The 25332-nt window shown below is 26.6% G+C and carries 23 protein-coding genes and 1 riboswitch; of the genes, 8 read left to right on the top strand and 15 right to left on the bottom strand.

Annotation, left to right across the window (positions count from 1 at the left end):
• Window positions 1-160 precede the first annotated feature (160 nt).
• Window positions 161-502, top strand: a complete 342-nt coding sequence (locus JNUCC81_RS13430) for a hypothetical protein (RefSeq protein WP_208333456.1) — start codon at window positions 161-163, stop codon at window positions 500-502.
• Between the two features lie 30 nt (window positions 503-532).
• On the opposite strand, the gene eam is transcribed toward JNUCC81_RS13430, so the two are convergent.
• The 4 genes from eam to JNUCC81_RS13450 all read right to left on the bottom strand — a co-directional run bounded on the left by eam (window position 533) and on the right by JNUCC81_RS13450 (window position 5189).
• Window positions 533-1798, bottom strand: a complete 1266-nt coding sequence (gene eam, locus JNUCC81_RS13435) for a glutamate 2,3-aminomutase (RefSeq protein WP_454093944.1) — start codon at window positions 1796-1798, stop codon at window positions 533-535.
• Between the two features lie 201 nt (window positions 1799-1999).
• A complete protein-coding gene (locus JNUCC81_RS13440) occupies window positions 2000-2209 on the bottom strand; it encodes a hypothetical protein (protein ID WP_208333458.1) in 210 nt (69 codons plus the stop codon).
• A 79-nt stretch (window positions 2210-2288) separates the two neighbouring features.
• Entirely contained in the window at window positions 2289-3383 is a 1095-nt protein-coding gene (locus tag JNUCC81_RS13445) for a sensor histidine kinase (RefSeq protein ID WP_454093945.1), read from the bottom strand.
• A 279-nt stretch (window positions 3384-3662) separates the two neighbouring features.
• Window positions 3663-5189, bottom strand: coding sequence for a hypothetical protein (locus JNUCC81_RS13450; RefSeq protein WP_454093946.1), 1527 nt, complete (start codon window positions 5187-5189; stop codon window positions 3663-3665).
• A 442-nt stretch (window positions 5190-5631) separates the two neighbouring features.
• On the opposite strand from JNUCC81_RS13450, the gene JNUCC81_RS13455 reads away from it, so the two are divergent.
• A complete protein-coding gene (locus JNUCC81_RS13455) occupies window positions 5632-7179 on the top strand; it encodes a nitrite/sulfite reductase (protein ID WP_454093947.1) in 1548 nt (515 codons plus the stop codon).
• A 44-nt stretch (window positions 7180-7223) separates the two neighbouring features.
• Here JNUCC81_RS13455 and JNUCC81_RS13460 read toward each other — a convergent pair whose 3' ends face one another.
• Both JNUCC81_RS13460 and JNUCC81_RS13465 read right to left on the bottom strand, forming a co-directional pair.
• Complete coding sequence (locus JNUCC81_RS13460) at window positions 7224-8339, bottom strand: peptidylprolyl isomerase (protein ID WP_454093948.1); 1116 nt, start codon at window positions 8337-8339, stop codon at window positions 7224-7226.
• Between the two features lie 126 nt (window positions 8340-8465).
• On the bottom strand, window positions 8466-9422 hold the full coding sequence (locus JNUCC81_RS13465) for a hypothetical protein (protein WP_454093949.1): 957 nt from the start codon (window positions 9420-9422) through the stop codon (window positions 8466-8468).
• 536 nt (window positions 9423-9958) lie between these two features.
• On the opposite strand from JNUCC81_RS13465, the gene JNUCC81_RS13470 reads away from it, so the two are divergent.
• Window positions 9959-11197 carry an NAD(P)-dependent oxidoreductase gene (locus JNUCC81_RS13470; RefSeq protein WP_454093950.1) on the top strand — a complete coding sequence of 413 codons (1239 nt, stop codon included), beginning with the start codon at window positions 9959-9961 and terminating at the stop codon, window positions 11195-11197.
• 74 nt (window positions 11198-11271) lie between these two features.
• On the opposite strand, the gene JNUCC81_RS13475 is transcribed toward JNUCC81_RS13470, so the two are convergent.
• Window positions 11272-12795: an FAD-dependent oxidoreductase gene (locus tag JNUCC81_RS13475; protein ID WP_454093951.1), complete on the bottom strand. Its 1524-nt coding sequence runs from the start codon at window positions 12793-12795 to the stop codon at window positions 11272-11274.
• Between the two features lie 96 nt (window positions 12796-12891).
• Between JNUCC81_RS13475 and JNUCC81_RS13480 the strand changes: the two genes are divergently transcribed.
• Window positions 12892-13866, top strand: coding sequence for a tocopherol cyclase family protein (locus tag JNUCC81_RS13480; protein ID WP_454093952.1), 975 nt, complete (start codon window positions 12892-12894; stop codon window positions 13864-13866).
• Between the two features lie 42 nt (window positions 13867-13908).
• Here the strand turns inward: JNUCC81_RS13480 and JNUCC81_RS13485 are convergent, their stop codons facing one another.
• The 4 genes from JNUCC81_RS13485 to JNUCC81_RS13500 form a co-directional block, all read right to left on the bottom strand.
• The gene (locus tag JNUCC81_RS13485) at window positions 13909-14526 is read right to left on the bottom strand and encodes a DUF488 domain-containing protein (RefSeq protein ID WP_454093953.1); all 618 of its coding nucleotides are present in this window, start codon (window positions 14524-14526) and stop codon (window positions 13909-13911) included.
• A 242-nt stretch (window positions 14527-14768) separates the two neighbouring features.
• Entirely contained in the window at window positions 14769-15458 is a 690-nt protein-coding gene (locus tag JNUCC81_RS13490; protein ID WP_454093954.1) for a radical SAM protein, read from the bottom strand.
• Between the two features lie 10 nt (window positions 15459-15468).
• Complete coding sequence (locus tag JNUCC81_RS13495) at window positions 15469-16032, bottom strand: ECF transporter S component (RefSeq protein ID WP_454093955.1); 564 nt, start codon at window positions 16030-16032, stop codon at window positions 15469-15471.
• A 1-nt stretch (window position 16033) separates the two neighbouring features.
• Window positions 16034-16999, bottom strand: coding sequence for a nucleoside hydrolase (locus tag JNUCC81_RS13500; protein ID WP_454093956.1), 966 nt, complete (start codon window positions 16997-16999; stop codon window positions 16034-16036).
• Between the two features lie 100 nt (window positions 17000-17099).
• Window positions 17100-17144, bottom strand: a riboswitch (PreQ1 riboswitch).
• A gap of 270 nt (window positions 17145-17414) precedes the next feature.
• Between JNUCC81_RS13500 and JNUCC81_RS13505 the strand changes: the two genes are divergently transcribed.
• From JNUCC81_RS13505 to JNUCC81_RS13515, 3 genes are read left to right on the top strand one after another with little or no spacing between them, the layout of a single operon-like run.
• Window positions 17415-17999, top strand: a complete 585-nt coding sequence (locus JNUCC81_RS13505; RefSeq protein ID WP_454093957.1) for an accessory gene regulator B family protein — start codon at window positions 17415-17417, stop codon at window positions 17997-17999.
• A 3-nt stretch (window positions 18000-18002) separates the two neighbouring features.
• Entirely contained in the window at window positions 18003-18131 is a 129-nt protein-coding gene (locus JNUCC81_RS13510) for a hypothetical protein (protein ID WP_454093958.1), read from the top strand.
• 2 nt (window positions 18132-18133) lie between these two features.
• Window positions 18134-19390 (top strand): sensor histidine kinase, encoded by a 1257-nt coding sequence (locus tag JNUCC81_RS13515; protein WP_454093959.1) that lies wholly within the window; start codon window positions 18134-18136, stop codon window positions 19388-19390.
• 55 nt (window positions 19391-19445) lie between these two features.
• On the opposite strand, the gene JNUCC81_RS13520 is transcribed toward JNUCC81_RS13515, so the two are convergent.
• The 4 genes from JNUCC81_RS13520 to JNUCC81_RS13535 form a co-directional block, all read right to left on the bottom strand.
• Window positions 19446-20270 (bottom strand): carbohydrate ABC transporter permease, encoded by an 825-nt coding sequence (locus tag JNUCC81_RS13520; protein ID WP_454093960.1) that lies wholly within the window; start codon window positions 20268-20270, stop codon window positions 19446-19448.
• A 20-nt stretch (window positions 20271-20290) separates the two neighbouring features.
• The gene (locus JNUCC81_RS13525) at window positions 20291-21253 is read right to left on the bottom strand and encodes a carbohydrate ABC transporter permease (RefSeq protein ID WP_454093961.1); all 963 of its coding nucleotides are present in this window, start codon (window positions 21251-21253) and stop codon (window positions 20291-20293) included.
• Window positions 21254-21337: 84 nt separating this feature from the next.
• Window positions 21338-22627 carry an ABC transporter substrate-binding protein gene (locus JNUCC81_RS13530; protein WP_454093962.1) on the bottom strand — a complete coding sequence of 430 codons (1290 nt, stop codon included), beginning with the start codon at window positions 22625-22627 and terminating at the stop codon, window positions 21338-21340.
• Window positions 22628-22689: 62 nt separating this feature from the next.
• Entirely contained in the window at window positions 22690-23976 is a 1287-nt protein-coding gene (locus JNUCC81_RS13535) for a Gfo/Idh/MocA family protein (RefSeq protein WP_454093963.1), read from the bottom strand.
• A 180-nt stretch (window positions 23977-24156) separates the two neighbouring features.
• Between JNUCC81_RS13535 and JNUCC81_RS13540 the strand changes: the two genes are divergently transcribed.
• Entirely contained in the window at window positions 24157-25326 is a 1170-nt protein-coding gene (locus JNUCC81_RS13540; RefSeq protein WP_454093964.1) for an AraC family transcriptional regulator, read from the top strand.
• Window positions 25327-25332: the final 6 nt, after the last annotated feature.

The raw sequence follows: 25332 nt of genomic DNA on the forward strand, positions 1-25332 counted from the left end.
ATACTTCTGTTTATTTTTACATAAATTAATTACGATATTGTAACTATAAATTACAAGTATGTAACTGTTATATATACTTCCTATTATGGTAATATTTATATATAGAAGTTGTACCTTAAATGGTATAAATTTAATATAATTATGAAAGATGGTGTTTAATTTGAAAAAAGCAATTATAATTTCATTTATCTTATGTGGATCTTTATTTTTATTTAAACCTGTAACTCAACTAATATTTGCAGAAAATAACCAAAATGCATCTATATTACAAAATCATATATTAACTCAAGAAGAAGCTAAACAACTTCTTTTAAATTACAATAATAAGGTTGATTACATCTTCCAAGGTGATGCAAGTCAATTTGATGCTTTAAAATCTAAAAATCTTCAAGGTTATGTGTTTTTACCTGATGTAGATACTGATATTGGATATTTTGTTGATAAAAATACTTCTGATATTTACTTCTTCCATCCAAGTGGATACCTTGAATTAGTAAAATAAAAAGAGTGGATATCATCCACTCTTTTTATTTTATTCAATAGCCTTTTTTATTAAAGATCTAATGTCTACAGAAGGCTCGTCTCCAATTTTTACAACTTCACCTTCCCAAGTTCTTATCATCATGTAATCAGTACCCTTTGATATTAAGTATTGAGGTAATAATGGAGTTTTACCTTTTCCCTTTGGAGCATTTACTATATATGTTGGTATAGCCATTCCTGATGTATATCCTCTTAGATATTCCATTATTTCAAGACCATCATCTACTGATGTATTAAAATGTTTTGTCCCTTTTACATGCTTACTATGGAATATATAATATGGCTTAACTCTTATTTTTAATAGCTCTTGATTTAGACATCGCATTACGTACTTATCATTATTTATACCATTTAAAAGAACTGCTTGATTACCTAAAGGAACTCCTGAATTAGCTAGCTTTTCACAAGCTTCTTTAGTTTCTTTTGTTATTTCTATTGGGTGATTAAAATGAGTATTTATATATATTGGATGATATTTTTTTATCATATCACAAAACTCATCTGTGATTCTTTGAGGCATAGTAACTAATGTTCTAGTACCAAGTCGTATATAATCAACGTGAGGTATACTTCTAATTTCACTTATTATCCACTCTAGCATATCATCTTTAAGCGTTAATGGATCTCCTCCTGTTATTAATACATCCCTTATCTCTTCATTCTCTCTTACATAATCGATTGATTCTTGTATTACTTTTTTGCTTCTATGGCAATCTTCTTGTCCTATATTTCTTCTTCTTTGACAATGTCTACAATACATTGCACATTCATTTGTTACATTTATTATTAATCTATCTGGATATCTTCTAGTTATACTACCTGCCGGATTTGTAAATTCTTCCCCCATAGGATCTAAGTCATCTTGAGCATCATCCAGCTCTATACACGTTGGTATCGACATTAGCTTTATTGGGTCACATATATCATCTGGATCAATTAAGCTTAAGTAGTATGGAGATATTGCCCATCTAAATTGGCTTTGAACTTCTTTTATATGATTTTGTTCTTTTTCTGTTAAATTAAGCAGCTTACCTAGTGTGTCTGCATCTGTTATTCTATTAGATAATTGCCACTTGTAGTTATTCCAATCTGACTCGTTACCACCTAATATTTCTAATATTTTTTTCTTTCTACCTTCTATCTCCTCTTGCTTTTCTATACCTTTAGGTATACTCGATTTTATACTAATATAATCCTCTATCCTTGACTTAAGTTGAGATGCTCTTTCTAATGAAATTTTAGTTTGTTCATTCATAAGTTTTAATACCAAGTTATATTTCTTGGCATTTCCCCCTTTCTTATGTTTGCTATCTACTCATATAATTTACAAAATGCAATAATATTTACATTGATGAAAAATTACTTTTATTTTAAAATAAATTCTAACATAAAGAAAAACGTTTTTCAAGTTTTTATACGTAAAAACCCCGCATATTGACAATATACGGGATTTTTATCACTGTTTGTTTTCTTCTATTTTTTTGCTCAACCTACCAAGCATGTTTTTTGAGAAATCCGATATATCCTCAGGAACACACTTATACGTTGCTAATATACTATAAATTTCTATAGCTCTTTTATAGTCTTTTTTTCCTGTGTATGATTTAAAAGCTTCTTCAGCTAATCCCTTTGATGCTTTCGATATTTGCTCATATCTTCTTCTCAATCTAACATCTCCCTTGAAATACAGTATATAAAAATATATGTATTTTTAAACCACATTATTACAAAGGGATACTCTTAATTTAACTATATATATCAGAAAACTCTATTTTAATTTTCTCTACTCTGTCTAATTCATTTGAATTTATAGAGTATTCTAACTTTTTATTCGATTTAATATTTGGTATTTTAACTATAAATTCCGTCCAATTTCCAAATGAACTATTAACACTAACACTTCCATTATGTAACTTTACTAGTGATTCTACTAAAGATAGTCCGATTCCCGTGCCTTCTTTTATCATACTTCTTTCATCATTTAGCCTTACATATTTTCCAAATATTTTTTTTATATTCTCTTTCGATATGCCTATTCCATTATCTTTTACTGCTATATTTACAAATTCATCATCACTTGATATTTTTAGTAAAATATTACCCTCATCTTCTTTTCTAAATTTAATTGCATTTGATATTAGATTTAAAATAATTCTTTCTATTTTTTCCATATCAAAAGCTACTACTAATTCTTCTATATCTGTATCAAATATTAGAGTCATATTATTTAATTTAATAAAAGAATCTATTGATTCGCATATATTTTCTATAAACGAGACTATATCATGATTAATCGGATTATACTCATCATGTCCTATGTCTATTTTACTATCGTCTACTATATTATTTACTAATTTTAGCATTCTATATGAGTTTTGATTTATTATATTTAGATATTTACTTATGTCTCCTTTGGAAATATTGTCATTGTCTATTTTCTTATTTAAAAGTTGCATAGAACTAAATATAAGATTAAGAGGTGTCTTAAATTCATGAATTAAATTTGACAAAAAATTCATATGTGATATGTCACATGCCTGTTCTTTAATTATTTCTTCTTTAATTTTAAACCATATTATAACTTCATTTTCTGATAATTTCTGTGACTCCAATTCATATTCAACATCTATATTTTTTATATTTATAGTTTTAGATGTATCTTTAATAGTAGCTTTTACTAGACTTTGTATAGTATCATTATTCTCTATATCTCTAATCTTCGTATAAATATCTTCTTCAAAATTAATATTACTTTCTTTTACTCTATAATTATTATCTTCATATCTAATTATAGTAAAAGGAATAGGACATCCAAATAATAATTCTTTATACTTGTACATATTTCTCTATTCTCCCTTTATAAATATATAAAAATTTCATATCGCCTATATATGGCTAAATTTTATCCCCTAAAAAATAATTATGTATATAAATCTTTATAAATCCCCCGATAATTATAAAGTTTACCATTTTTAATAGTATTTATGACTATATGATTAAATTATAGCACATTGTTTTACAATATTCATCTTGAATTTATTTTGACTTTAAACTATTTTTAAAACTTCATATTTTAAAATAAAAAGTAGATTGATTTAAATCAATCTACTTTTTATTTATTAATTATTTTTTATATTGATTATATTGCTTTGTTTTGAGTATTTATCATTTTGATTTGCGATTATATAGACATCTAAATCTATATCTTCATCCCCTAAAGGAATTGTAAACTCACTGTTTTGTATTCCATTTTGTAGTAATACAAAACCATCATTATTTATATTATTTTTGACATATACACTGTAAGATACATTTTCAATATTTAAATCGTTCCATGTAAGTCTAGCAACATTATTTTCATAATCTACATTATATGATAAATTTTCAACTGATACATCTTGTATATCATCTTGTGTAGGTTTTATTTCTATAGTATTACTTGGTTTTGTTGTTCCAACATCAGTTTTACCTATAATGTATACACTTAAATCTGGTACTTTACCATCTATTAAGTTTACTTCTATAGTTGTTTTTATTTTAATAGACTTATTAGTATCTTCATTATTAACCTTTATTGATTTATATGTTCTAAATCCACTTTCTTGTAAAGAATTGTTTCTTACCAATACATCATATCCATATACACCTTTTAAGTGATCCCATTCTAAATATATAACCGCTTTATTATCTACAATTTCATAACTTGATATTAGATTTTCTATTTTATTATTTGTTATAGATTCTTTAACTACATTTACAGTTATAATTTTTGATTTATTTCCACAACTAATCTTCACTTTTTCACTACCTTCTTTAATAGCTACTACAGTTCCATCTGCATATAAACTTATAGATCTTTCTACTGGTAATTTTGACTCAACCAATTCATATTTTATATTTGGAGCTTCTAAACCTTTAGGCTTTGTAATGATATTTGGTCTTAATTTTTTACTTTCACCAATTTTAACTTCAAATACATCAGCTATATCTATTTTCTCTACTTTAGCTTTGATATTATACTTAAATACTTGTTCTTGTCCCTTAGCTTTAACTAAAATATTAGCTGTTCCTACTCCTACAGCTTCTATCTTATTCCCTTTTATCTTGATTACATTCTCATTCATACTTTCATAGGTAACTTTTTCTTTTTCTTTGAATTTATCATAATCAACTTCTATTACAGAATTTATTGTAGCTTTATCTCCCACATATTTTAAGTTATTATCAATATCAACTTTTAAATCTATGACCTGTGGGTCTACTACTTTTATATCTGCTTTTTTTAAGATTCTTGTATTTTTCATTATTGCAACTGATGAAATACCTTCTTTAACCCCAGTTAGCTTATTTCCTTCTATTTTTAATGTCCCACTTTTATCTAATATATTAAACCAAATATTAGCTTTCTTAGAGTATGAAGGTATTGTTATATACTTTCCACTTGATAATGTTACTGTTTCATCTAACTTAATAATAAATTTATCTATATCTTTTATATAATCTCCATCTACTATCTCAACTTCTGCTCCCTTAACCATCGGTCTAATGATCCCAAATTTAAAAAGGTAGTATTGAGCAATAAGTAGTATAGGTATAGATATTACTATAGCAATAGCTCTATAGCGTCTATCTTTTATAAACCTCATATAACCACTTCCTTTTTGAATATTCATATCTACCTGTAAATAATAATCTTAAATGACTTAATAGTTATATTAATTTCTTATAATTATATATTTCTCCTTTTAAATATCATACTTTATTTTTCTATAAAGGTATATAAAAATAAAGCATGATTAATATTTTAAATCTTAATACTTTATTATATTAAAAAACTGCCCAAATGACAGCTTAATATAGCATACTCTAATTGTAGACTATAAATTTATTATTAATACTTTTTAGCATGTTTTATAGTTATTATAAACCATAATTTAACTATTTAACCATATTTTATACATTTTTTCAACTAATTTAAGTGTATTTTCCATATATTTTATTGATTATAATCATTCAATATACATATCATAATTTTTACTAATAAGGTGTATAATATCTTTGTAATCAATATATTGCTGAGGTGAGAAAATGCAAAATTTAAAACAAATATTATTAGATGAAATTCCCAATTTTAAAGAAACTACTTTAAAATTTATAAATGGTGAAATTTCTAAAATGGAATATAAAGGATTCTCTGGTGGATATGGTATTTATGCACAAAGAGATAAAAAATCTTTTATGGTAAGACTTAGACTATCTTCTGGAGTTATATCTAAGCACCAACTTAAGAAGGTATACCAAATAGCTAATAAATATAATATAGAGAAAATACACTTAACTACTAGACAAGCTATACAACTTCACGGTCTTTCTGTCGATGATTTATGTAATATAATGGAGGAAGCCTTACAAAAGGACATATATAGTAGGGGTTCTGGGGGAAATTATCCAAGAAATGTTGGTTTATCTCCACTTTCTGGGGTTGATATTGATGAGTCATTTGATGTTACTCCTTATGCTGTAGCTACTGATAAACATTTTATGAGTAAAATAACGTCTTATCATTTACCTAGAAAATTAAAAGTATCTTTTTCTAGTAATTATACTGATAAATCTCACTGTACAGTTCAAGATTTAGGATTTATTGCTACTACTAAAAATAATGAACCTTATTTTAGAGTGTTTGTTGGTGGTGGTTTAGGTAGAAATCCTAAAATAGCTTTAGAACTTGATGAACTTATAAAACCTTCTGATGTTCTTTATTACGTTGAAGGTCTAACTAAAATGTTTATAGATTATGGTAATTACGAAAATAAAAATAAAGCTAGAGTAAGATATATGATAGAAGAACTTGGAGAAAAAGACTTCTTAGAAAAATTCAAAGAATACTCTAATAAAGAGAAGGAAAAAGGTGAACTTGATCTTTATCCACAGCCTATAGATTATGATAAAAAAGGTATAGAAATAGATATATGTGATCCTAGATTAATAAAGCAAGGTCAACCTGGACTTTATAGTGTTTATATCCATCCTATAGGTGGTCAATTATTAACTAAAGATCTAAAATCTATACTTAACGAATTAGATAAAGTAAAGAATCCTATGCTAAGACTTGCTATGACTGAAGGATTATATATTATTAACTTAGATGGTAATGAAGCAAAACGAATTTTAGAAGTTAGTAAATCTATAAGTGGCACTTCTAGCTTAGAGCAAAGTGTATCATGTATTGGTGTTCCAATTTGCCAAATGGGAATACAAAATACTCAAAAAATGCTAAATGAAATAATAGATTACTTTAAAAAACAAAAAGATGATAGTCTTTTAGATAAAATACCTAAACTTCATATATCTGGTTGTCCTAATTCATGTGGTGTTCATCAAATAGGTAAAATTGGACTTTCTGGTAAAATGAAAAATGTTGACGGTAAATCTGTAGATGCTTTTGAATTACATATTGGAGGCCGCTGTGAATTTACTAAAACTAAATTGGGTGATTCCTTAGGAGATTATAAAGCTTGTGATATACCTAAGATGTTAGTAGAAATTGCACAAAATATTGACTGTGATTTTTATGAATATATAAATAATAATCCTGATAAGTTAAACGAAATAACATCTAAATATAAGATATAAATAATAATAAAAGCCTTAGGATAATCCTAAGGCTTTTATTATTATTATTTTTCTTTTGATTTTACATTATATTTTTCTAATAAATTATCTACTAAGTTACTTTGTTTCTCATAAGATAATTTCGTTTTTAAATCTTCTTTTATAGTATCAAACTCATCATATTTTTCATCTGTCTTTTTAATTATATGATATCCAAAATCACTTTCTACTAACTTCTTATCTACTTCTCCTACTTTTAATGCAAATGCTGATTTTTCAAAAGGCTCTACCATTTGCCCTTTAGAGAAAAATCCTAAATCTCCACCATTTGATGCACTTGAATCTGAAGAATATTCTTTAGCAAGAGCAGCAAAATCTTCCCCTGCTAATGCTCTTTTTAGTATCCCTTCAGCTTTTTCTTTATTCTTTTTCTTTTGCTCTTCACTTACTGCTTTGCCATCATCACCCTTATTTTGTATTAATATATGAGATGCTTTTACTTTTTTAAATTCATCTTTATTTTTGTTGTAATAATTTTGTGCTTCTTTATCAGTAACCTCAGTTTCTTTAGCCATATATTCTGTTGCTATTAATTCTTTTTCTAAATCTTTTTCTATGTCTTCTTTATTCATTTTAAATTCTTTTAAGTAAGCTTGTTCATCTAACCCAAACTGCTTTCCTATACTACCCATAAGACTTGAGTATTGTGCAGCTACATCGTCCTTACTTACTTCAATTTTAGCTTCTTTACCTGCTAAGTATAATACTTCTGTCGTCGTCATATAATCTATCATACTTTGTTCATAAGCTTTTATCTCATCTGATGTTAATTCTTTTTTACCATTCATATAAAATAATGGTTCCATTCTTTGTCTAAGTTGTTTTCCTGTTATTTTTGTATCTCCTACAGTTGCTATTACTTTACTGTCACTATAGCTTTTATGTGTTGCTGGTAGCTTTCTACCTTCTGACTTTCCTAAACTAAACCCAACTGTTAAGCATATTACTGAAGCTACTACAGTAAATACTATCACCTTTGTGTTTTTTTTATTTTTTTTAGATTCTACTTTTTCTTTATTTGTAGTATGTAAATCTTCTAGCTCACTATTAATTGTAGACTCTACCCCCTCTTGTTTTTCATTATTTTCTTCAGTATCTCTTAAGTTTTTATCCTCTGACATTTCTGTCCTCCTTAAAATTAATTAGCTATCATTTATAATTGCTTTTATACTTATAATTATATTCTACATTATATATTTTCAAAATGTGTGAATAAAAAATGAAACCCTTATGAAATTAATGTGAAATTATAATCCCTTTAAACTATATCTTATTTCATGCCTTCCTACTTTTGTATCTTTGTATTTTAACATATCTACAACTTCATTTTTTTCTTTATTTAAATAATTAGCACAGTCATCTAAAGACCTAAATCTTTCTATAACTTCACCTTTTTTATCTACTAACTCTACTCTTTTCTTTCCACCTCTTTTGATTATAGATTTGTATTTTGTAAAATATTCATCATATTCCTCATCTATGCATTCAAATTTATAATGCATTTTTACTGGATCTATTTTTTCACTACATAAAATCTCTTCTCTTTTAGAGTCAGACATCTTAGTCGTAAAAATTTTATTATTTAGATTGTTAAATAGTTCTATTGGTGTTTTATTACTCTCTAAATAACTACTTTCTCCATCTATATCTAATTTTAATTCTTCACTTAAATAATTTATAGCTTGTCCTAAATAATCAGTATATCCATATTTTAAGTTTTCTTTTATATAATCCATTGGTATTTTAAGCCTTTTGCTACACTCTGCATGAGTTTTAAATTCTTTAATCTCTTCAGAATAAACATCTATCGCTCTTATGCTTTTTCCTCTTTTTATTTTTATATCTTTTATATATTCTTTATCTTCTTCAGATAATTCTACATATATATATTGAGTATTTTCCTCTAACTCATTTTCTTTTTCACTACACTCTTTTTCCACTTTCTCTGAACATACTGTAGTATCAAAATTAACAACTTTTGTGTTTGCCTCATCAGTAATTATATCTAAGCTGCAATCACTTTCGTTCCCTTCTACTTCATTACTCTTAACTTCTTCTTCGTTGTTATTTAGTATAATTTTATCTTCTAAAACTTCATTTTCACTTTCTATCTCTAACTTACTAGTCCCAAATTCAATCTCTTTACTTTCTTCTTTCTCCTCTTTTACATTTTTTTTCATAATATTAAAAAGCTTCTTTAACAATTAATTCGTCCTCCTAAAAATGTATATCTTTTTTATAAATAAATATTATGCCTTATAATATATTACTAAAATATGACATATTAGTAAACTAACATTATTAAGATATATAAAAAGACTTAGTTAAGTATATACCATTGCATTTACTTAAATTAAGCCTTTAATTCTTAAATTATAATATTATTTAAAAATATATTATTAAGTAGTTCTGCGTATAACTATAAATATACTCAAGTTATACATAGCATTTATATTTTAGTTATTTTTTATCAATATTCTTTTAATACTTTAGTTTTCATTTTATATGCTAATTTTGCTCCAATTATAACTAAATCATATTTTCTTATACAGATTAAATTTTTTAAACTATTTATTTTAACTATTATGTAAAGTTTCTATAGTTTAACAAATGATTCGATTTTTTATAAATATGAGATCTTGTTAATAATATGTTTATTGTTTTATAAATACAAATTGTTTGTTATAATATATGAAAAACTGAATTAACTTGTAATTATATATCGTGAGGAGGCAAATTTATGCTTAGTAATTTAAATGAAGCTAACAAATGTATTACCTGTAAAAATGCTCGATGTCAAAAAAATTGTCCTATAGATACTCCTATACCTAAGGTAATTGAATTGTATAAGGAAGGTAAACTAATGGAAGCTGGTAAATTATTATTTGATAATAATCCTTTATCTTCAGTGTGTTCTATCGTTTGCCCTCATGAAGATCAATGTCGTGGAAATTGTATAAAAGGCATAAAGGGAGAGCCTGTACGCTTTCATGAAATAGAATATGAGATATCTACAAAATACTTAGAAAATATAAAAATAGAAAAAGCTCCTAAAAATGGTGTAAAAGTTGCTGTAGTAGGTTCTGGCCCTGCTGGCATTACAGTTGCATTTGAACTTGCTAGTAAAGGATATGATGTAACAATTTTTGAAAAAAATGAAAAAATAGGTGGTATATTAAGTTATGGAATACCAGAATTCAGATTACCTAGAAGCATAATAGACCTTCTGAGAAAACGCCTTATTGATGCTGGAGTAAAAATAAAAATAAATTCTTTAATAGGACCTGTTATTACTTTAAATAAATTACTTAAAGATGGGTATAAATCAATATTTATAGGAACAGGGGTTTGGAATCCTAAGAGATTAAATATAAAAGGAGAAACTTTTGGCCACGTTCATTACGCTATTGATTATTTAAGAACTCCTAACAGCTATGACCTGGGAAATAAAGTTATAGTTATAGGTGCTGGTAATGTTGCTATGGACGCTGCTAGAAGCGCTAAATATTTTGGTTCTAATGATGTTCATATCGTTTACAGACGTGATGTTTCAGATATGACTGCTACTAAGCATGAAATTAGTGAGGCTAAAGATGAAGGTGTTTTATTCGAAACTTTCAAGTCACCAGTTGAAATAGTTGATGAAGGTATAATACTTGAAGATACTAAAAAAATCGTTAATGAAGATGGTTCAACTTCACTTATTAGCATTGAAGGTAGTCAAAAACTTTATACATGTGATAGTGTTTTAATAGCAGTAAGTCAGGTACCTAAAAATAATATAGTTATAAATAACAAAGGGCTTGATGTTAAACATGGTGGGTTACTTTTAACAAACGAAACTGGTCAAACAACTCGTGAAGGAGTATTTGCTTGTGGTGATGTTACTCATGGTGCTAGAACAGTTATTCAAGCTGTTGTTGATGCTAAAGAAGTATCTTTATCGATGGATCATTATTTACAACAATTTATCAAATAGAAAATTCGATTTTAATATTACATTTTATATTAAAAGTACTGTAGATAAATTTTTATCTACAGTACTTTTTTATATTAATATAATTTAGGATCTACTTTATTCTTACCTTCTCCATATCTCTTTAAAGGTCTAAGTGCTGGACCTTCTAGTATATTGCCCTCATAATTAAATCTCGACCCGTGACATGGACAATCCCATGTTTTTTCAGCAGAATTAAACTTTAGCTCACATCCTAAATGAGTACAAGTTATATCTACTACATATAGCTCATTATCATAATTTCTATATGCTCCAAATCTTTTTCCATCAATATTTACAATTTTGCCTTCACCTTTTTCTCTAGGCATTTCTTCACTACCAAACTTTAACTTTCCAGCTATATAGTTGATTCCTACATTTAAGTTTTCTTTTATAAAATCCGTATTTAAATAACTTCCTTTTCTTGTTGGTTTGAATATTTCTTCATATTTAGATTTATTCTTAGTTATAAGGTCACTTATTATAATTGCTGATAATGTACCATTTGTCATACCCCATTTTGAAAATCCCGTAGCTACATATATATTATTTTCACTTTTATTTATATGTCCAATATACGGCATATTATCAAAACTCATACAATCTTGTGCTGACCATTCATATTTAAAGTCATTAACATTAAAGTTTTCACTTGCATATTGTTTTAAATCTTCAAATATTTCTTCCTCTCTTTTTCCTTGACCTGTTTTATGGTCGTTTCCTCCAAATATTAATAACTTTTTACCTTCTCCTTCATAACTTCTAAAAGTTTTTGTTGGTTCTTCTATACTTATAAACATACCTTTTGGAAAGTCAGTTTCTAATGTAGCCCCTAACAAGTAAGATCTATCTGCTTTTTCTTTTGCAAAATAAAGGTTTAGCCCATCATACCAAGGAACATGTGAAGCAATTACTATATTTTCAGCCTCAATCTCAGTATTATCTCTAGTTTTTGCTTTGCATACCTTTCCTTTTTCTAAATTAGCAATTGGAGTATTTTCATATATTTTAGCTCCTAATTCTACACATTTATTAGCTAAAGTGTCTACATATTGTTTTGGATTAAATTGTCCTTGATTGTTAAAACTAATTGCACCTTTTATGTCCATTGGTAAATCTAATTTATTATGATATTCACAATCTATACCAATTTTTTTACATAGTTCATACTCATCTTTTAAATCTGGTATATAATTTTCATTTTGAGTATACATATATGCTGAAACTTGCTCAAATTTACAATCTATATTATTTTCTTTTATAATATCTTTTACTAAATTTAAAGCTTCATTGTTGCCTTCATAATATAATGATGCTATCTCTAATCCATATTTATTATTGATTTCTGAGTATTTCACATCATGCTGTGTAGTAACTTTACCTGTATTTCTTCCAGAACTTCCATATGCAACTTTGTCTGCATCCACTATTAATACATCGACTCCCTGTTTTGCCAATAAATATGCAGTAGTAATTCCTACTATTCCAGCACCTACTATTAGTGTATTTGTTTTTATATTCTTACCTAGCTTTTCATAGTTCTTAGATTGTGTGCTTAAAATCCAATATGATTGATTCATGTTTATTCTCCTTTTTATATTTAATTAATTCATATTAGTATAATTCCCATGAAAATAAGCAATTATTATAAATAAGAACATATTGGAGGAAAAATAATGAAAAGTTTGATAAATCCTGATTTATATCATGGAATTGGTAAAAATAACAATTTCTTTGAAGGTTGGTATTTTAAAATTGTAGATAAAGATAATTTATATAAATTTGCATTCATACCTGGCATATCTTTTGGAGAAAAAAAATCTGAGAATCATAGCTTTATACAAATAATAGATAGTTTTAATAATGAGTATAAATACTTACGATTTAATGAAAAATCTTTTAAGTTTAATAATAAAAACTTTAAAATAGGAATAAGATCTAATGTATTTTCACTAGACAAAATTAGTTTAAATTTAAAGTATAAAAATAAAACTATAAAAGGAAGTTTATCCTTTAAAAATACAGTTAAATGGAAAGGTAATTTATTAAATCCTGGGAGTATGGGATTTTATAATTATTTATCTTTTATGGAGTGTTACAGTCAAGTTTGCATTCTAAACGGAAATATAGTTGGTAAACTACAAATAAACGGAGAATTAGTTGATTTTACTGGTGGTAAAGTTTATATAGAAAAAAATTGGGGTAAGAGTTTCCCTAGGTCTTGGATTTGGATACAAAGCAATAGCTTTAAAAATCCATCTATAAGTGTCACTTGCTCTTTAGCTACTATTCCATTTCCTGTTAGAGATTTCCGTGGGTTTTTAATTGGTGTAACAATTGGAAAAGATTTTTACAAGTTTACTACTATAAATAAAAGTAAACTTACTTTAAAAAGTATCGGTCAAGATATTGAGTTAGTTGCAACTAATAAAAATCTAAAACTCACCTTAAGTACTTATACTAATAGAGATAATTTTGTTATATGTATGGGACCTAAGAACGGAAACATGATACCTTTAGTCAAAGAAACTTTATCTGCTAAAGTTTATATGACTTTAGTAGATACTAAAGAAGACAAGCTTATATATAAAGGTGTTGGTCATAATTGTGGAGTTGAATATGGTGGAAAATTAATAAATATATTGGATTAGCAAATACAAAAGCTTAACATTATATAATGTTAAGCTTTTGTATTAATCATCTAAGTGTTCTATTCTATACCCAATTTCTTTATTTGCCATTTTATAACTCTCTTTTATCATATCATCTTTTGATTTTTCATTTCCAAGTAAATTTTCAATACTTAACTGATTCCTATCACTAAAATACTTCTCTAGTAGGCTTTCTTCTATATCATCTTGAGATGCTAATGAATAATCATCAAGTATATGTTTCACTTCAAAACCATAATGTATTAATTCTCTTCCTACTAAAATGCTTCTATGGCATCTTATAGGATCTTGCATTGCACCAAGCAAAGCAATCTTATAACCTTTATTACAACCATCTTTTAATCTATTTATGCCTATTAAAAAATCTTTTTCATTTATTACTTTTTCAAAATCTGAATATCCTTCTATATTATAAGAAATTTTATTTTCTCTTTTAGCTGCAAACTCTTTAGCCATATAAATATATATAAATCCAGCTTTTATCAATGTATTTTTTATTGTATCTTTGTTAAATTGAATATTATATTTTGAATAAGGAGTTCCTCTAATATCAACTACACAATCAATTTTGTAATATCTAAGCATGTCTATTAATTTTTCAACACTATAATTTGAATGTCCTATTGTGAATATTTCCATTAAAATCCTCCTATAATTATAAGCTTTTTAATTATTTACTTAAGATTAAATTATACCCAATAATACAATTTTTTAATATAAATTAATAAAAAATTCACTTCGCTCATATCACCAACGATTTATAAATCATGTCCTTTACTAAAGCTTAGCGGTTTAAAATTATATTTATCAACAAATCAGATAAAATATAATTTTCTTATATGTAAAAAAGCACATTGATAAATTTATCAATGTGCTTTTTATTAATCTCCTACCCCAAAATCTGTATTATTATATAATACTTCTATTTTAGGACTTTCATCTAAAAATTTATATTTTTCTATAAACCATTTTACTAATTCATCATCTCTTTCTAAACTTGTGCTATTGTTTACAAATACATTTATTGTAGCATGTTCAAAATTATTTAAAACTATTTCCATATCTTTATCGATCATTTCTTTTGTCTGACCTTTTATTCCTACCATCATACATGGTGAATCAAAATGTTCTTTTAACTGTGCAACACTTTTAAATTTAGCATTTTTATTTAAAAATGTATTTCTAAATTCATAGTCAAAGCTCTCTACTCCTATTTTAAAAGTTATTGGTATTTCAAAAAATTCCCTCATTTCTTGTATCTTATTTTTATAAGCCCAATGACTTTCTAAAAATAGTTTTTCTATATTTTTTTCTTTTATTATTTCTTTTATTTTTAATAAAGTAGCCTTTGGCAGTTCAAAACAACTTCCTGAGTTTATAACTTCTAGTACTTTATATTTTCCAGTTATATTTTCTAAAACCTCAAAATTTATTTTATTTATTTCATCTTCTGACGTTGAATTATCTAATATATAGTCACAAAAACTACATTTTCCCCATATACAAGGAAATCCTTTAAGTAATACTATCTCACGTACATTTTTATTAGTTACTTCACTATATCTATCCATAATGTCTCCTTTATTTATTAACTACCATTTGTGATTTAACACTTTTAGGCAATGCATTTACACCTAAACCTACAAATACTACACCTATAAATTTATCTGTATAGTCAGTAAATACTTGTGTAATAAATACACTAAATACGTCTGAAATACCTATAGACTTTAATATTTGAACTATATATGAAGATCCTGAAGATGTAATTCCTCCAAATAAAAATGCAGCTATACACGCACTTATTATAGATGTTGGTATTGTAAATATTAATACACCAATTGGAGTTTTTATACCTTGTAAGAACCCATTTTTATACATTATACCTGCAAGTAATCCTGTTGATATTTGAACAGGTGCAAAATAAAGTGAGTATATGTCAAAAGTTATACCACTAACTATACTTCCACAAAGTCCTGTTAACACAGCATATCTTGGTCCAAGTAAACAAGCTATAAATATAGTACCTATAGAATCCATATATATTGGGAGCCTTAGATTAAGAGCTATAAATGCCCCTACTACATTTAACGCTACTCCTAATCCAACCATTGTAACATTTCTAACATTTATACTTTTATTCATGCTATAGCACCCCTTCTACAGAGTCTATAACATCCTCATACTCTTTAAATAATCTCTTAAGGAATATCTTCATAAACTGCTTTTCATCAACATTAGTTAGTACATGAGCATTAGGTGTATTTTTATAGAAATTAAATGAATCTACTATAGATTGTCCCATAGCAACTCCATCTTCTACTATTTCAACATAGGAATCAAATCCACTACATAACTTTCTATCGATAAAGTATGCTACTGCTAGTGGATCATTTATTACACACCCAATTATGCCTTCTTGTTCCCAATGGAAATCAATATAAAATCTTGTTATTTCTGTAATGTACTTAGAAGTAGTTTTATCAAGTCTATCAATAAACTCTATAATATTTGGTGTAAGTACAATTTTTCTTGTTACATCAAGTCCTACCATATGGATTTTTTTAGATAAGTTCTTGTAAACGTAATCTGCACCATGAGGATCTACCCAGTAATTAAACTCTGCTACTGGCGAACAATTGCCATGAATTCTAAATGCTCCTCCCATAGATACAAATTCATCTAAGTTATTAAATGCATCTTTATCTTTCATAAGAGCTTTTGCAATATTAGTAAGAGGTCCCAATGCTATAATAGATACATCTTTATTATTTTTTAATGTATCGATTATAAAGTCTACTCCATCTTCTAATATTTCTACATTTACATCTTCATAGAAATTTTCTCCTACTCCATCTTCTCCATGAGTATCTTGTGCCGTTACAAGTTCTCTTTTTATCGGGTATTCTTCTCCAACATATACTGGTATATTAAGTGAAGAACACATTTGAAGTGCTTTTAGAGCATTTTTTGCTCCTAACCTTGCAGGTACATTTCCACTGCACGTAGTTATACCTACTACATCTAGCTCTGGTGAGTTAATTGCTAGAAGAATTGCCAGAGAATCATCTATCCCTGGGTCACAATCAATTATTACCTTTCTTTTTTGCATGACAATCTCCTCCTTAAAATATTTATAAGGAGAACCTATACGCTTTTTTAACATAAAAAAGCCGTATCTAAGGGTAATTCTTATATACTGCCACTATATAAATACCTTAGTTTTTTATACTTGGAGGTTCTCGAACAAGTCCTAGCTAATATTTGAGTAGCTAGTATTTTATATTTTAACACAAATTTATACTTATGTTAAATATTTTTATACTACTTTAAGATCTATTAAATATCATGATTTATATAGTGTTTATACATTTTTTTACACTACCTTTCATAATATCAAAATTTTTTACAAAATAAAAGTCTAGTAATGCAAATGTTTTCTTGTATAATTGATAGTAAGATAAATTTTAAGTAATTAACTTTTGGGGAAAAGTTTAAAATATTATAAAATAACTTAATTTAAAAGAATGGGAAAATATATGGTTAGAAACTTAATAAAAAAAATTACAGATGATATAGGTAACCATAATAACTTTAGTAAAGAAAAAAAAGAGGAAATAGAGTACAGTTTATTAATAACAGTTTTCGAAATAATAAAGATAATTATTATAATCTCACTATTTTCAATTTTAGGATATTTCAAAGAAATTATAGTTATTATGATAGTAATGTCATTCACTAAGCCATTCATTGGGGGATATCATGAAGATACTCAAGTTAAATGTTTAGTATCATCAATTATAATCTCATCAATGATTCTTTACTTATCTTTAAACAATCAATTAAATTTAATAAGCTTAATTTTATTAAATAGCTTAAATATTTTTGCTATATATAGTAGAGCTCCTGTGATTAATGCTGATATGCCTATAACTAGAGTAGATTTAATAAATCGAAATTGTAAATTAGGAGTAATAAATAGCATTATATTTTCTTTAATAGCTCTAGTTTTACATAATATAGGGGTTTATAGTAGCATTATTACATGGACACTTCTTATAGAAGTCTGTCTCATGTTTAATAAAAAAACATTTTTTAAAAGGGAGGAATAGGTTATGAATATTAAAAAGTTTTTAGGTGGGGTTATGCTTTTATTATCAGCTGTTGTAGTTAATGCTGGTGTAGCATCAATGGCATTAGTAGGTACAGAGGAAATGCCTCAATCAATGAAGAATAAAAGATAAATATGTTACTAATAGCTGATTTAATTAGTACTATAATTCAATCAATTTTAGTTAGTTATTTTCCATATTATTGTATGAAAAAAGACGATTTAATTCAACAAGAGGGTACTAGTTTAAAATTAGTTGGTAGTGCTTTATTTATATTTCTTTCAATTCAATTTATAAGCATTAAAATAGGAGGAAGTTCTCTTTCTCTTATTTTAATGGATATATTAAATATCCTAATACTACTTTGTTTTTACTTTAAAAATTATAATAGAGTGATAATCTCATATAGTTTAATATCTATTCTATTTATACTAACATCAATTATATTTGGAAATATACATTGGTCATACGTACAAGGTCTAGTTTTTATCAAGGACTCCATTATATCTGAAATAATTGTAATGTATCTTCCTATGTATCTTATAGAAATTTCTATTTTTATATTTATCGATAAAATTTATGAAATTTATAAATTTTTAAATAGAAGAAAATATTCTTTTGAAATACTTTTATTAATTTTATTTTCACTTAATTACATATTGTCTCTGTCTTTAATAATTCATGGTAATGATAATGTAGTTTTAAAAAATATTTTTATATTATCGTTAATAGCCTTTGTAGCTATAGTATGTATGTATTTTGTTAATTTAAAAAAGAAAATGTATGAAATAGATATGCTAAACAAAGTATTAAATGAAAAAAATGACGAATTAAGAAAAATAAAGCATGACTATGGTTCTCAAATATCATACATTAATGGATTATATATAATGGAACAATATGAAAGGTTAGGTATTGTTTTAAAAGATGTTATAAATGGTAACAATAGTATTTCCGATAATTTAAAAATTTTATCTAATTCAGAATCTATAATTTCTATTATTGTTACATCATTAATAACTGATGATGTAAATGTAATAGTAGAAGAAGAGTCAGATTTATCTGAGCTTCAAATATCTGAGTATGAACTTCAAAAGATAATTTCTAACATCGTTAACAATGCAGTAACTGCTATGAATGGTAGTGGATTAATCGTTATCAAAACTTATAAAATTTTTAATTCTATATATATAAATATAAGAAATGATGGACCAAAAATTGATGAAAAAATATTAGATAAAATATTCAATCCAGGTTTTACAACTAAGGGAAGTAAAGATAATGGATTTGGATTATCTATAGTAAAAGAATTAGTAAATAAAAACAACGGTAAAATATCTGTAATAAGTAATGATGATTATACCGAGTTTAAGATTATTTTTAAGATATAAAATTAAAGAATAAAATATAAAGAGAGTAAGTATTAATACTTACTCTCTTTATATTTTATTCTTTACCTGCTGATACTGTCATACTTGCTATAAATTTCTTTTGGAATATACTAAATATCACAACCATTGGTAATACTGATAAAACTGCTCCTGCCATCATCTTTGGATAATGAGTTCCAAACTGACCTATAAATAATCTAAGTCCGGATGCTAATGGTAACTTGTCTGGTGTAGAATTAACAATTAATGGCCATAAGAAGCTATTCCAGGCTCCAAGCCCTCCAAGTATTGCAACAGTTGCTAGTGCTGGTCTTACTATTGGAACCATTAATTTAATAAATATTGTAAATTGAGAAGCTCCATCTATTACTGCCGCTTCTTCCATTTCTCTTGGTATCGATTTAAAATGTTGACGTAATAAAAAAGTATAGTATATACTAAACACTCCAGGTATTACTATTGCCATTAGAGTATTTAGTAGTCCCATTTTTTGTATAATTTGGTACTGTGGTATTATATACATTTGTCCCGGCACCATCATAGCTGCCATAAGAAGTAAAAATATAGTGTTTTTAAATTTAAAATCTAATCTTGCAAATGCATACGCTGCTGGTGTTACTATTATTAGCTGGAAAATAACTGTAAGTACTGTTATTGTTATTGTATTCATATAGTACTGTCCAAATGGAAATTCTTCAAATATTTTCGTGTAGTTTTCAAATCTAAATACTTCTGGAAGAATTGCTGGTGGTACAGCTTCTGCTTCTGCTAATGTCTTTACTGATGTAAGTAGCATCCATACAAATGGTAGTACTATAAATATAGCTACTATTATAAGAGTTATATGCGTAAATATTTTAGAACTCTTCTTTATTTTCATATTATTATTCCCCCTTAATATTACTCATCAGAATAATGTACCCATCTTTTTTGAAGTTTAAATTGTATTAAAGTTATTGTCATTATTATTAAAAATAAAATTACGGCAACTCCAGATGCGTATCCTTTATCTCCTAGCGTAAACCCTAAATCATAGAAGTACCTTGTCATAGTTATTGTACTTTCATATGATGGACTTCCTTGTGGAATTAACATAAATACAACATCAAATAATTGGAATGATCCTATTAATGACCATATAACTATGAAAAATATACTTGGTGTTAATAAAGGTATTGTTATATGTATAAATTGCTTAAATGGAGATGCTCCATCTATTGATGTAGCCTCATAGTATGATTCTGGTATAGATTGAAGTCCACCTAAAAGAATCATTATTTTATACCCTAGCCCTCCCCATATAATAAATATCATTATTACTACTCTTGCTAAATCTGGATTTGAAAACCACATTTGACCTTCAAGTCCTATAAGTTTTAGAACTTGATTCACCAACCCGTACTCTGCATTAAACATCCATTGAAAAACTAATGTTGATGCTGATGCCATTGTAACAACTGGTAAAAAATATAATGTACGATATATACCTTTTCCTCTTATATTTTTATTTAATAAATTAGCAATACATATAGAAATTATGACCATTATAGGTACAGTTACTATAACATATAAAAAAGTATTTCCTACTGCCTTAAAAAATAATGGATCATCTAATAATCTTTTAAAATTATCTATTCCTACAAAATCCCATTGTCCAAAAGACCCTAAATCAGTTAAACTATAAAATAAATTCAATACAAATGGTATAAAGTTAAATATTACTACACCTATTAAAAGGGGTAATATAAACATGTACCCTGTTATATTTTTTCTCATCTTCTTTTTAAATTTAGATTTTTTTCTTAATTCTTTATCTTCATAAGTATTATTTTTAGAATCAATATTCTCTACTTTAGCGCTCAAATCAAGCTCCTCCTTAAACATATATCTTATTATTAAAAGAATACAGATTCAAAATAAGAATCTGTATTCTTTTAAAGTAATACTCTATTTTTTCTCAGCGTCTAATACTTTTTGTATTCCTTCTTGAGTTTTCTTAAGTGCTTCATCTAGAGCCATTTTTCCATTTAAATATTCATTAAAATTATCATTTATTACTTTATCCCATTTAGATGTATCGAAACTATTTGGTAGAGGCATTGCTCCTTGTGCAGCATCTGTAAGTGGAGTGACATCTATTCCTAGTTGCTCCTTCATAGATGATGAAAATACATCTTGAACATCTTTACGAGATTGAGGAACTGATGCTAACTTTATATATTTTTCCATAGATTCTTTACTTGACATAAATTTTATAAAGTCAAATGCTTCTTTAGGATGTTTACTATTTGAAGATATTGCATTTCCTAAACCATGTATAACAGTACTTCCTTTAGCTTTTTCATTAATTTTTGGCATTTGATATATTTCAAAATTTCCAGCAACTTTTGCTTGTTCTGGATCTGAATATCCAAGTATGTGATATGAGCCTGCTTGTATTGCTAAAGCTTTATTTGATTTAAATATTGTACTAGTTTTTAATTCTCTATTTAAATCTATCGGCGTATGTAAGTCACTAGTTGCTAATTCAAAATATCTCTTAAACCCGTCTTCTGTTTCAGGAGAATTTATCATTGCCTTTGTCTTATCATCGCTTAATATAATTCCTCCTGCTGCTGCAACTTCATTAAATACACCTAATTGATTACTTTCAGTTGTAAAAGTAGTTATTGGATATATATCATTTGGTAATTTAGTTTTAGCATCTTGCAACCAAGCCATCATTTCATCCCAAGTCCAATCTTCTTTAGGTTTCTCTATACTATACTCTTTCATTAACTCTGTATTTACTAATAATACATTTGCATCCCAAAACGTTGGAATTGCATATTGCTTTCCATCTTTATTATATAAACTAGTTAAATTTTCAAGATAATCATCCATATTAATATTATTTTCTTTTATCATATCAGTCATATCAGCTAGCATACCACTACTAGAATATAAGTTAAAATTAGTTGCATTCATCCACAGTATGTCTGGTGCAGAACCTCCAGTTGCTGCTGTTTCCATTTTAGTCCAATAATCTCCAAATGAATATTGTTCTAATTTTATATCTATGTTTGGATTTTGATTTTCATATTCTGTTATTAATGTTTCTATAGCTTCTTTATGCATCGGATCCCAAGTTGCATATCTTAATTCTATTTTGTCGCTTGCCCCTGTAGAACTACATGCTGTTAAACCTAATATTGACATTAGTAATGCGCCTGCTATAATACCTTTTTTAAATAACATAATAGCTCTCCCTCTTTTTAATTTTAATAACTTTTTCTAGTTATCTAATAAATTTTAACTTATTAATTTTTAGCAGTTATATCATTTATGGCCTTCTTCCAAAACGCTTGTACGTCAACAACTTCTTTATTTAGTCTTGAATGCTCTGCAGCAAATGCCATTATATGGCTTTCTACAGATTTAGTTGCACTAGTTTTACCTTCTCCGCCATTTTCAGAAACCAACTTAACGAAGTCTTCCATTATACCATGGTCCCCTCCACCATGACCCCCTACAACCTCTTCAGGTGTTATAGTTTCTATCGTATTTTGTCCATATTTCTTAAATCTTTTAACCTCTATAGTATTTTTAACATGATTTCCGCCAACCTCACCATGAGTAAACATCAACTTTATAGTTCTGTTGCATTCTTCTGTAAATGCAGATAAGTTAAATGTTGCCGTTACTTCATCTTCAAATTCTAATATTGTAACCATATGATCTACAACATTATTATCACATTTATATACACACCTTCCATAAGGACCTGTTCTTAGAGCTTCTTTTAAATTTTCCTTTGTAGGTATTGGATGAACTATTTTAGCAAATATTGGTTTCTCTGATAAATATAATTTTTTAGCAGAGTACGGACATTTTTTTTCAACTTCCTCTTTACAATCTAAGCATCTATCTGCCATTCCATCTTTAAAGTTTTTAACCCTCATATGAGTTAAGTGTCCAAATGATGACACGCTAGTACACTTTTTATTTGTTAACCATAGCAATATATCCATATCATGACAACTTTTAGCTAATATTAGTGGACTTGTTTCATTGCTATTTCTCCAATTTCCCCTAGTAAAACTATGAGCAAAATGCCAATATCCTATATTCTCATTATGTTGTATACTTACAAGTTCACCTAATTCTTTACTATCTACTATTTCTTTTAATTTAGAGAAAAATGTTGTATATCTAAGTACATGACATATCATAAATACTTGATTAGGAAACTCTTTTGCTAACTCTCCTAGTCTAACTATATCTTCTAGTCTATTAGACATCGGTTTTTCAAGAAGTATATGATACCCTTTTTCCAACGCTAATTTTGTTGGTTCATAATGAGACTCATCATTATTAGCTATTATTATCGCATCTGCTAATCTATCCTTTTCTAATAAATCTTCCCAGGTTTCAAATACATTTTCATCATTTATATTGTATTGTTTTTTACATATATCTCTTCTTAATTCGTGAGGTTCTGCTACTGCTACGACTTCGCCTAATTCTGGATTTTCTTTTAAGTATGGAACATATGCATGCATACCTCTAGCCCCAGCGCCTATTATAGCTACTGTTATTTTTTTCATATATAATCCCCCTCATTTTAAGCCTTTATCTTTTATTAACTATAATTGTAGTACTATATACATTTTTTGTATTTGTAATTTTCTTTAATGTTTTTATAATTTTTTGTTATTTATTTTGAATTTTCTTGAAATATCTTGTAACATATTATTAATATATATTTTCAAAAAGGAGGATTTAAAATGTTTAAACAAACTGCATGCTTAACATTTGAGAAATACGGAAGTACAATATCTAATTTTCCCTCAAATATTTTAACTTCTAAAGACAAAATCTTTCTAAAACTTAAATCTAAATCTATAGATAATTTATTTATTTCATCTGAAGATACATATGTTAGACTTATAAAAGGAGTTATTCTTATTGTTGTATCTGATAATTTATCTGGCATAAATTTAAACTCTTACATACTAAACAAACAGATTTTATTAAAAAAAGGCACTTTTTACAATTTCATACCTATATCTAAAGACTGCCAACTCGAATTATATTTAGATAATAAATCTACAAATTATATTTTGTTAGAGAATCCTTATACTTATAATGAAGTTATTCCTACTATATCTATAGATAAAATATATACAAAATTTTATCAAGAAAAGCCAGTTAATTATTTATTTAAAGGAGAAAAACATTATTTTTGGGAACTTACATTTGTAGATAGAGGTGTTTTATATACAAATGTTGATGGAATAGAATTTAAATTACAACAGGGTGACATATTATTTTATTCTCCTAATCAGTATCATAGCCAATATACTGATGAAAATAAATCCTGCTCTTACCTTACTCTGAGTTTTGATATGAATTTTGAAGATATATATCTTCTTTCTAATAAAGTTTTTACCTGTAATAAAAAACTTCATTCTATTATGTATAGTCTTATGGATGAATTACATTCTGATAATTTATATAAAAATGAACTTATAATCTGTCATTTAAAACAACTTATTTTAACTATACTTAGTATGAATATAGAAAAATCTTTAATTAAGCCTAAAAATAGGGTTCAGCAATTTTATGACGACACTCTTTTAGATGATATATTAAAGTTTATTAACAAAAATATTTATGAAAATATAAATATTAGGATAGTGTGTGATGAATTTAATATTAGCACTTCCAAGCTTCATCTTCTCTTTAGAAGTAATCTTGATACTACACCGAAAGCTTATATTAATACTTTAAAGTTAAAAATAGGCAAAGAATTAATAAAAGACTCAAAGTATAGTATTAGTGAAATATCTAATATATTAGGTTTTAATTCAATACATTATTTTTCAAATACATTTAAAAAGGCTTATGGATTCTCTCCTACAGAGTATCTTAGGTCTGTCAATATAAATAATTAAAAGGAC

Source organism: Faecalimicrobium sp. JNUCC 81, assembly GCF_053667625.1.

Excerpts from the sequence above, each read along its gene's own strand:
- JNUCC81_RS13535 (WP_454093963.1), bottom strand. The coding sequence starts at position 23,976 with ATGAAAAAAATAACAGTAGCTATAATAGGCGCTGGGGCTAGAGGTATG.
- JNUCC81_RS13480 (WP_454093952.1), top strand. The coding sequence starts at position 12,892 with ATGAAAAGTTTGATAAATCCTGATTTATATCATGGAATTGGTAAAAAT.
- JNUCC81_RS13450 (WP_454093946.1), bottom strand. The coding sequence starts at position 5,189 with ATGAGGTTTATAAAAGATAGACGCTATAGAGCTATTGCTATAGTAATA.
- JNUCC81_RS13540 (WP_454093964.1), top strand. The coding sequence starts at position 24,157 with ATGTTTAAACAAACTGCATGCTTAACATTTGAGAAATACGGAAGTACA.
- JNUCC81_RS13505 (WP_454093957.1), top strand. The coding sequence starts at position 17,415 with ATGGGAAAATATATGGTTAGAAACTTAATAAAAAAAATTACAGATGAT.
- JNUCC81_RS13495 (WP_454093955.1), bottom strand. The coding sequence starts at position 16,032 with ATGAATAAAAGTATAAATGTTAGAAATGTTACAATGGTTGGATTAGGA.
- JNUCC81_RS13475 (WP_454093951.1), bottom strand. The coding sequence starts at position 12,795 with ATGAATCAATCATATTGGATTTTAAGCACACAATCTAAGAACTATGAA.
- JNUCC81_RS13520 (WP_454093960.1), bottom strand. The coding sequence starts at position 20,270 with ATGAAAATAAAGAAGAGTTCTAAAATATTTACGCATATAACTCTTATA.
- JNUCC81_RS13470 (WP_454093950.1), top strand. The coding sequence starts at position 9,959 with ATGCTTAGTAATTTAAATGAAGCTAACAAATGTATTACCTGTAAAAAT.
- JNUCC81_RS13455 (WP_454093947.1), top strand. The coding sequence starts at position 5,632 with ATGCAAAATTTAAAACAAATATTATTAGATGAAATTCCCAATTTTAAA.
- JNUCC81_RS13515 (WP_454093959.1), top strand. The coding sequence starts at position 18,134 with ATGTTACTAATAGCTGATTTAATTAGTACTATAATTCAATCAATTTTA.
- JNUCC81_RS13445 (WP_454093945.1), bottom strand. The coding sequence starts at position 3,383 with ATGTACAAGTATAAAGAATTATTATTTGGATGTCCTATTCCTTTTACT.
- JNUCC81_RS13530 (WP_454093962.1), bottom strand. The coding sequence starts at position 22,627 with ATGTTATTTAAAAAAGGTATTATAGCAGGCGCATTACTAATGTCAATA.
- JNUCC81_RS13460 (WP_454093948.1), bottom strand. The coding sequence starts at position 8,339 with ATGTCAGAGGATAAAAACTTAAGAGATACTGAAGAAAATAATGAAAAA.
- JNUCC81_RS13485 (WP_454093953.1), bottom strand. The coding sequence starts at position 14,526 with ATGGAAATATTCACAATAGGACATTCAAATTATAGTGTTGAAAAATTA.
- eam (WP_454093944.1), bottom strand. The coding sequence starts at position 1,798 with ATGAATGAACAAACTAAAATTTCATTAGAAAGAGCATCTCAACTTAAG.
- JNUCC81_RS13510 (WP_454093958.1), top strand. The coding sequence starts at position 18,003 with ATGAATATTAAAAAGTTTTTAGGTGGGGTTATGCTTTTATTATCAGCT.
- JNUCC81_RS13490 (WP_454093954.1), bottom strand. The coding sequence starts at position 15,458 with ATGGATAGATATAGTGAAGTAACTAATAAAAATGTACGTGAGATAGTA.
- JNUCC81_RS13500 (WP_454093956.1), bottom strand. The coding sequence starts at position 16,999 with ATGCAAAAAAGAAAGGTAATAATTGATTGTGACCCAGGGATAGATGAT.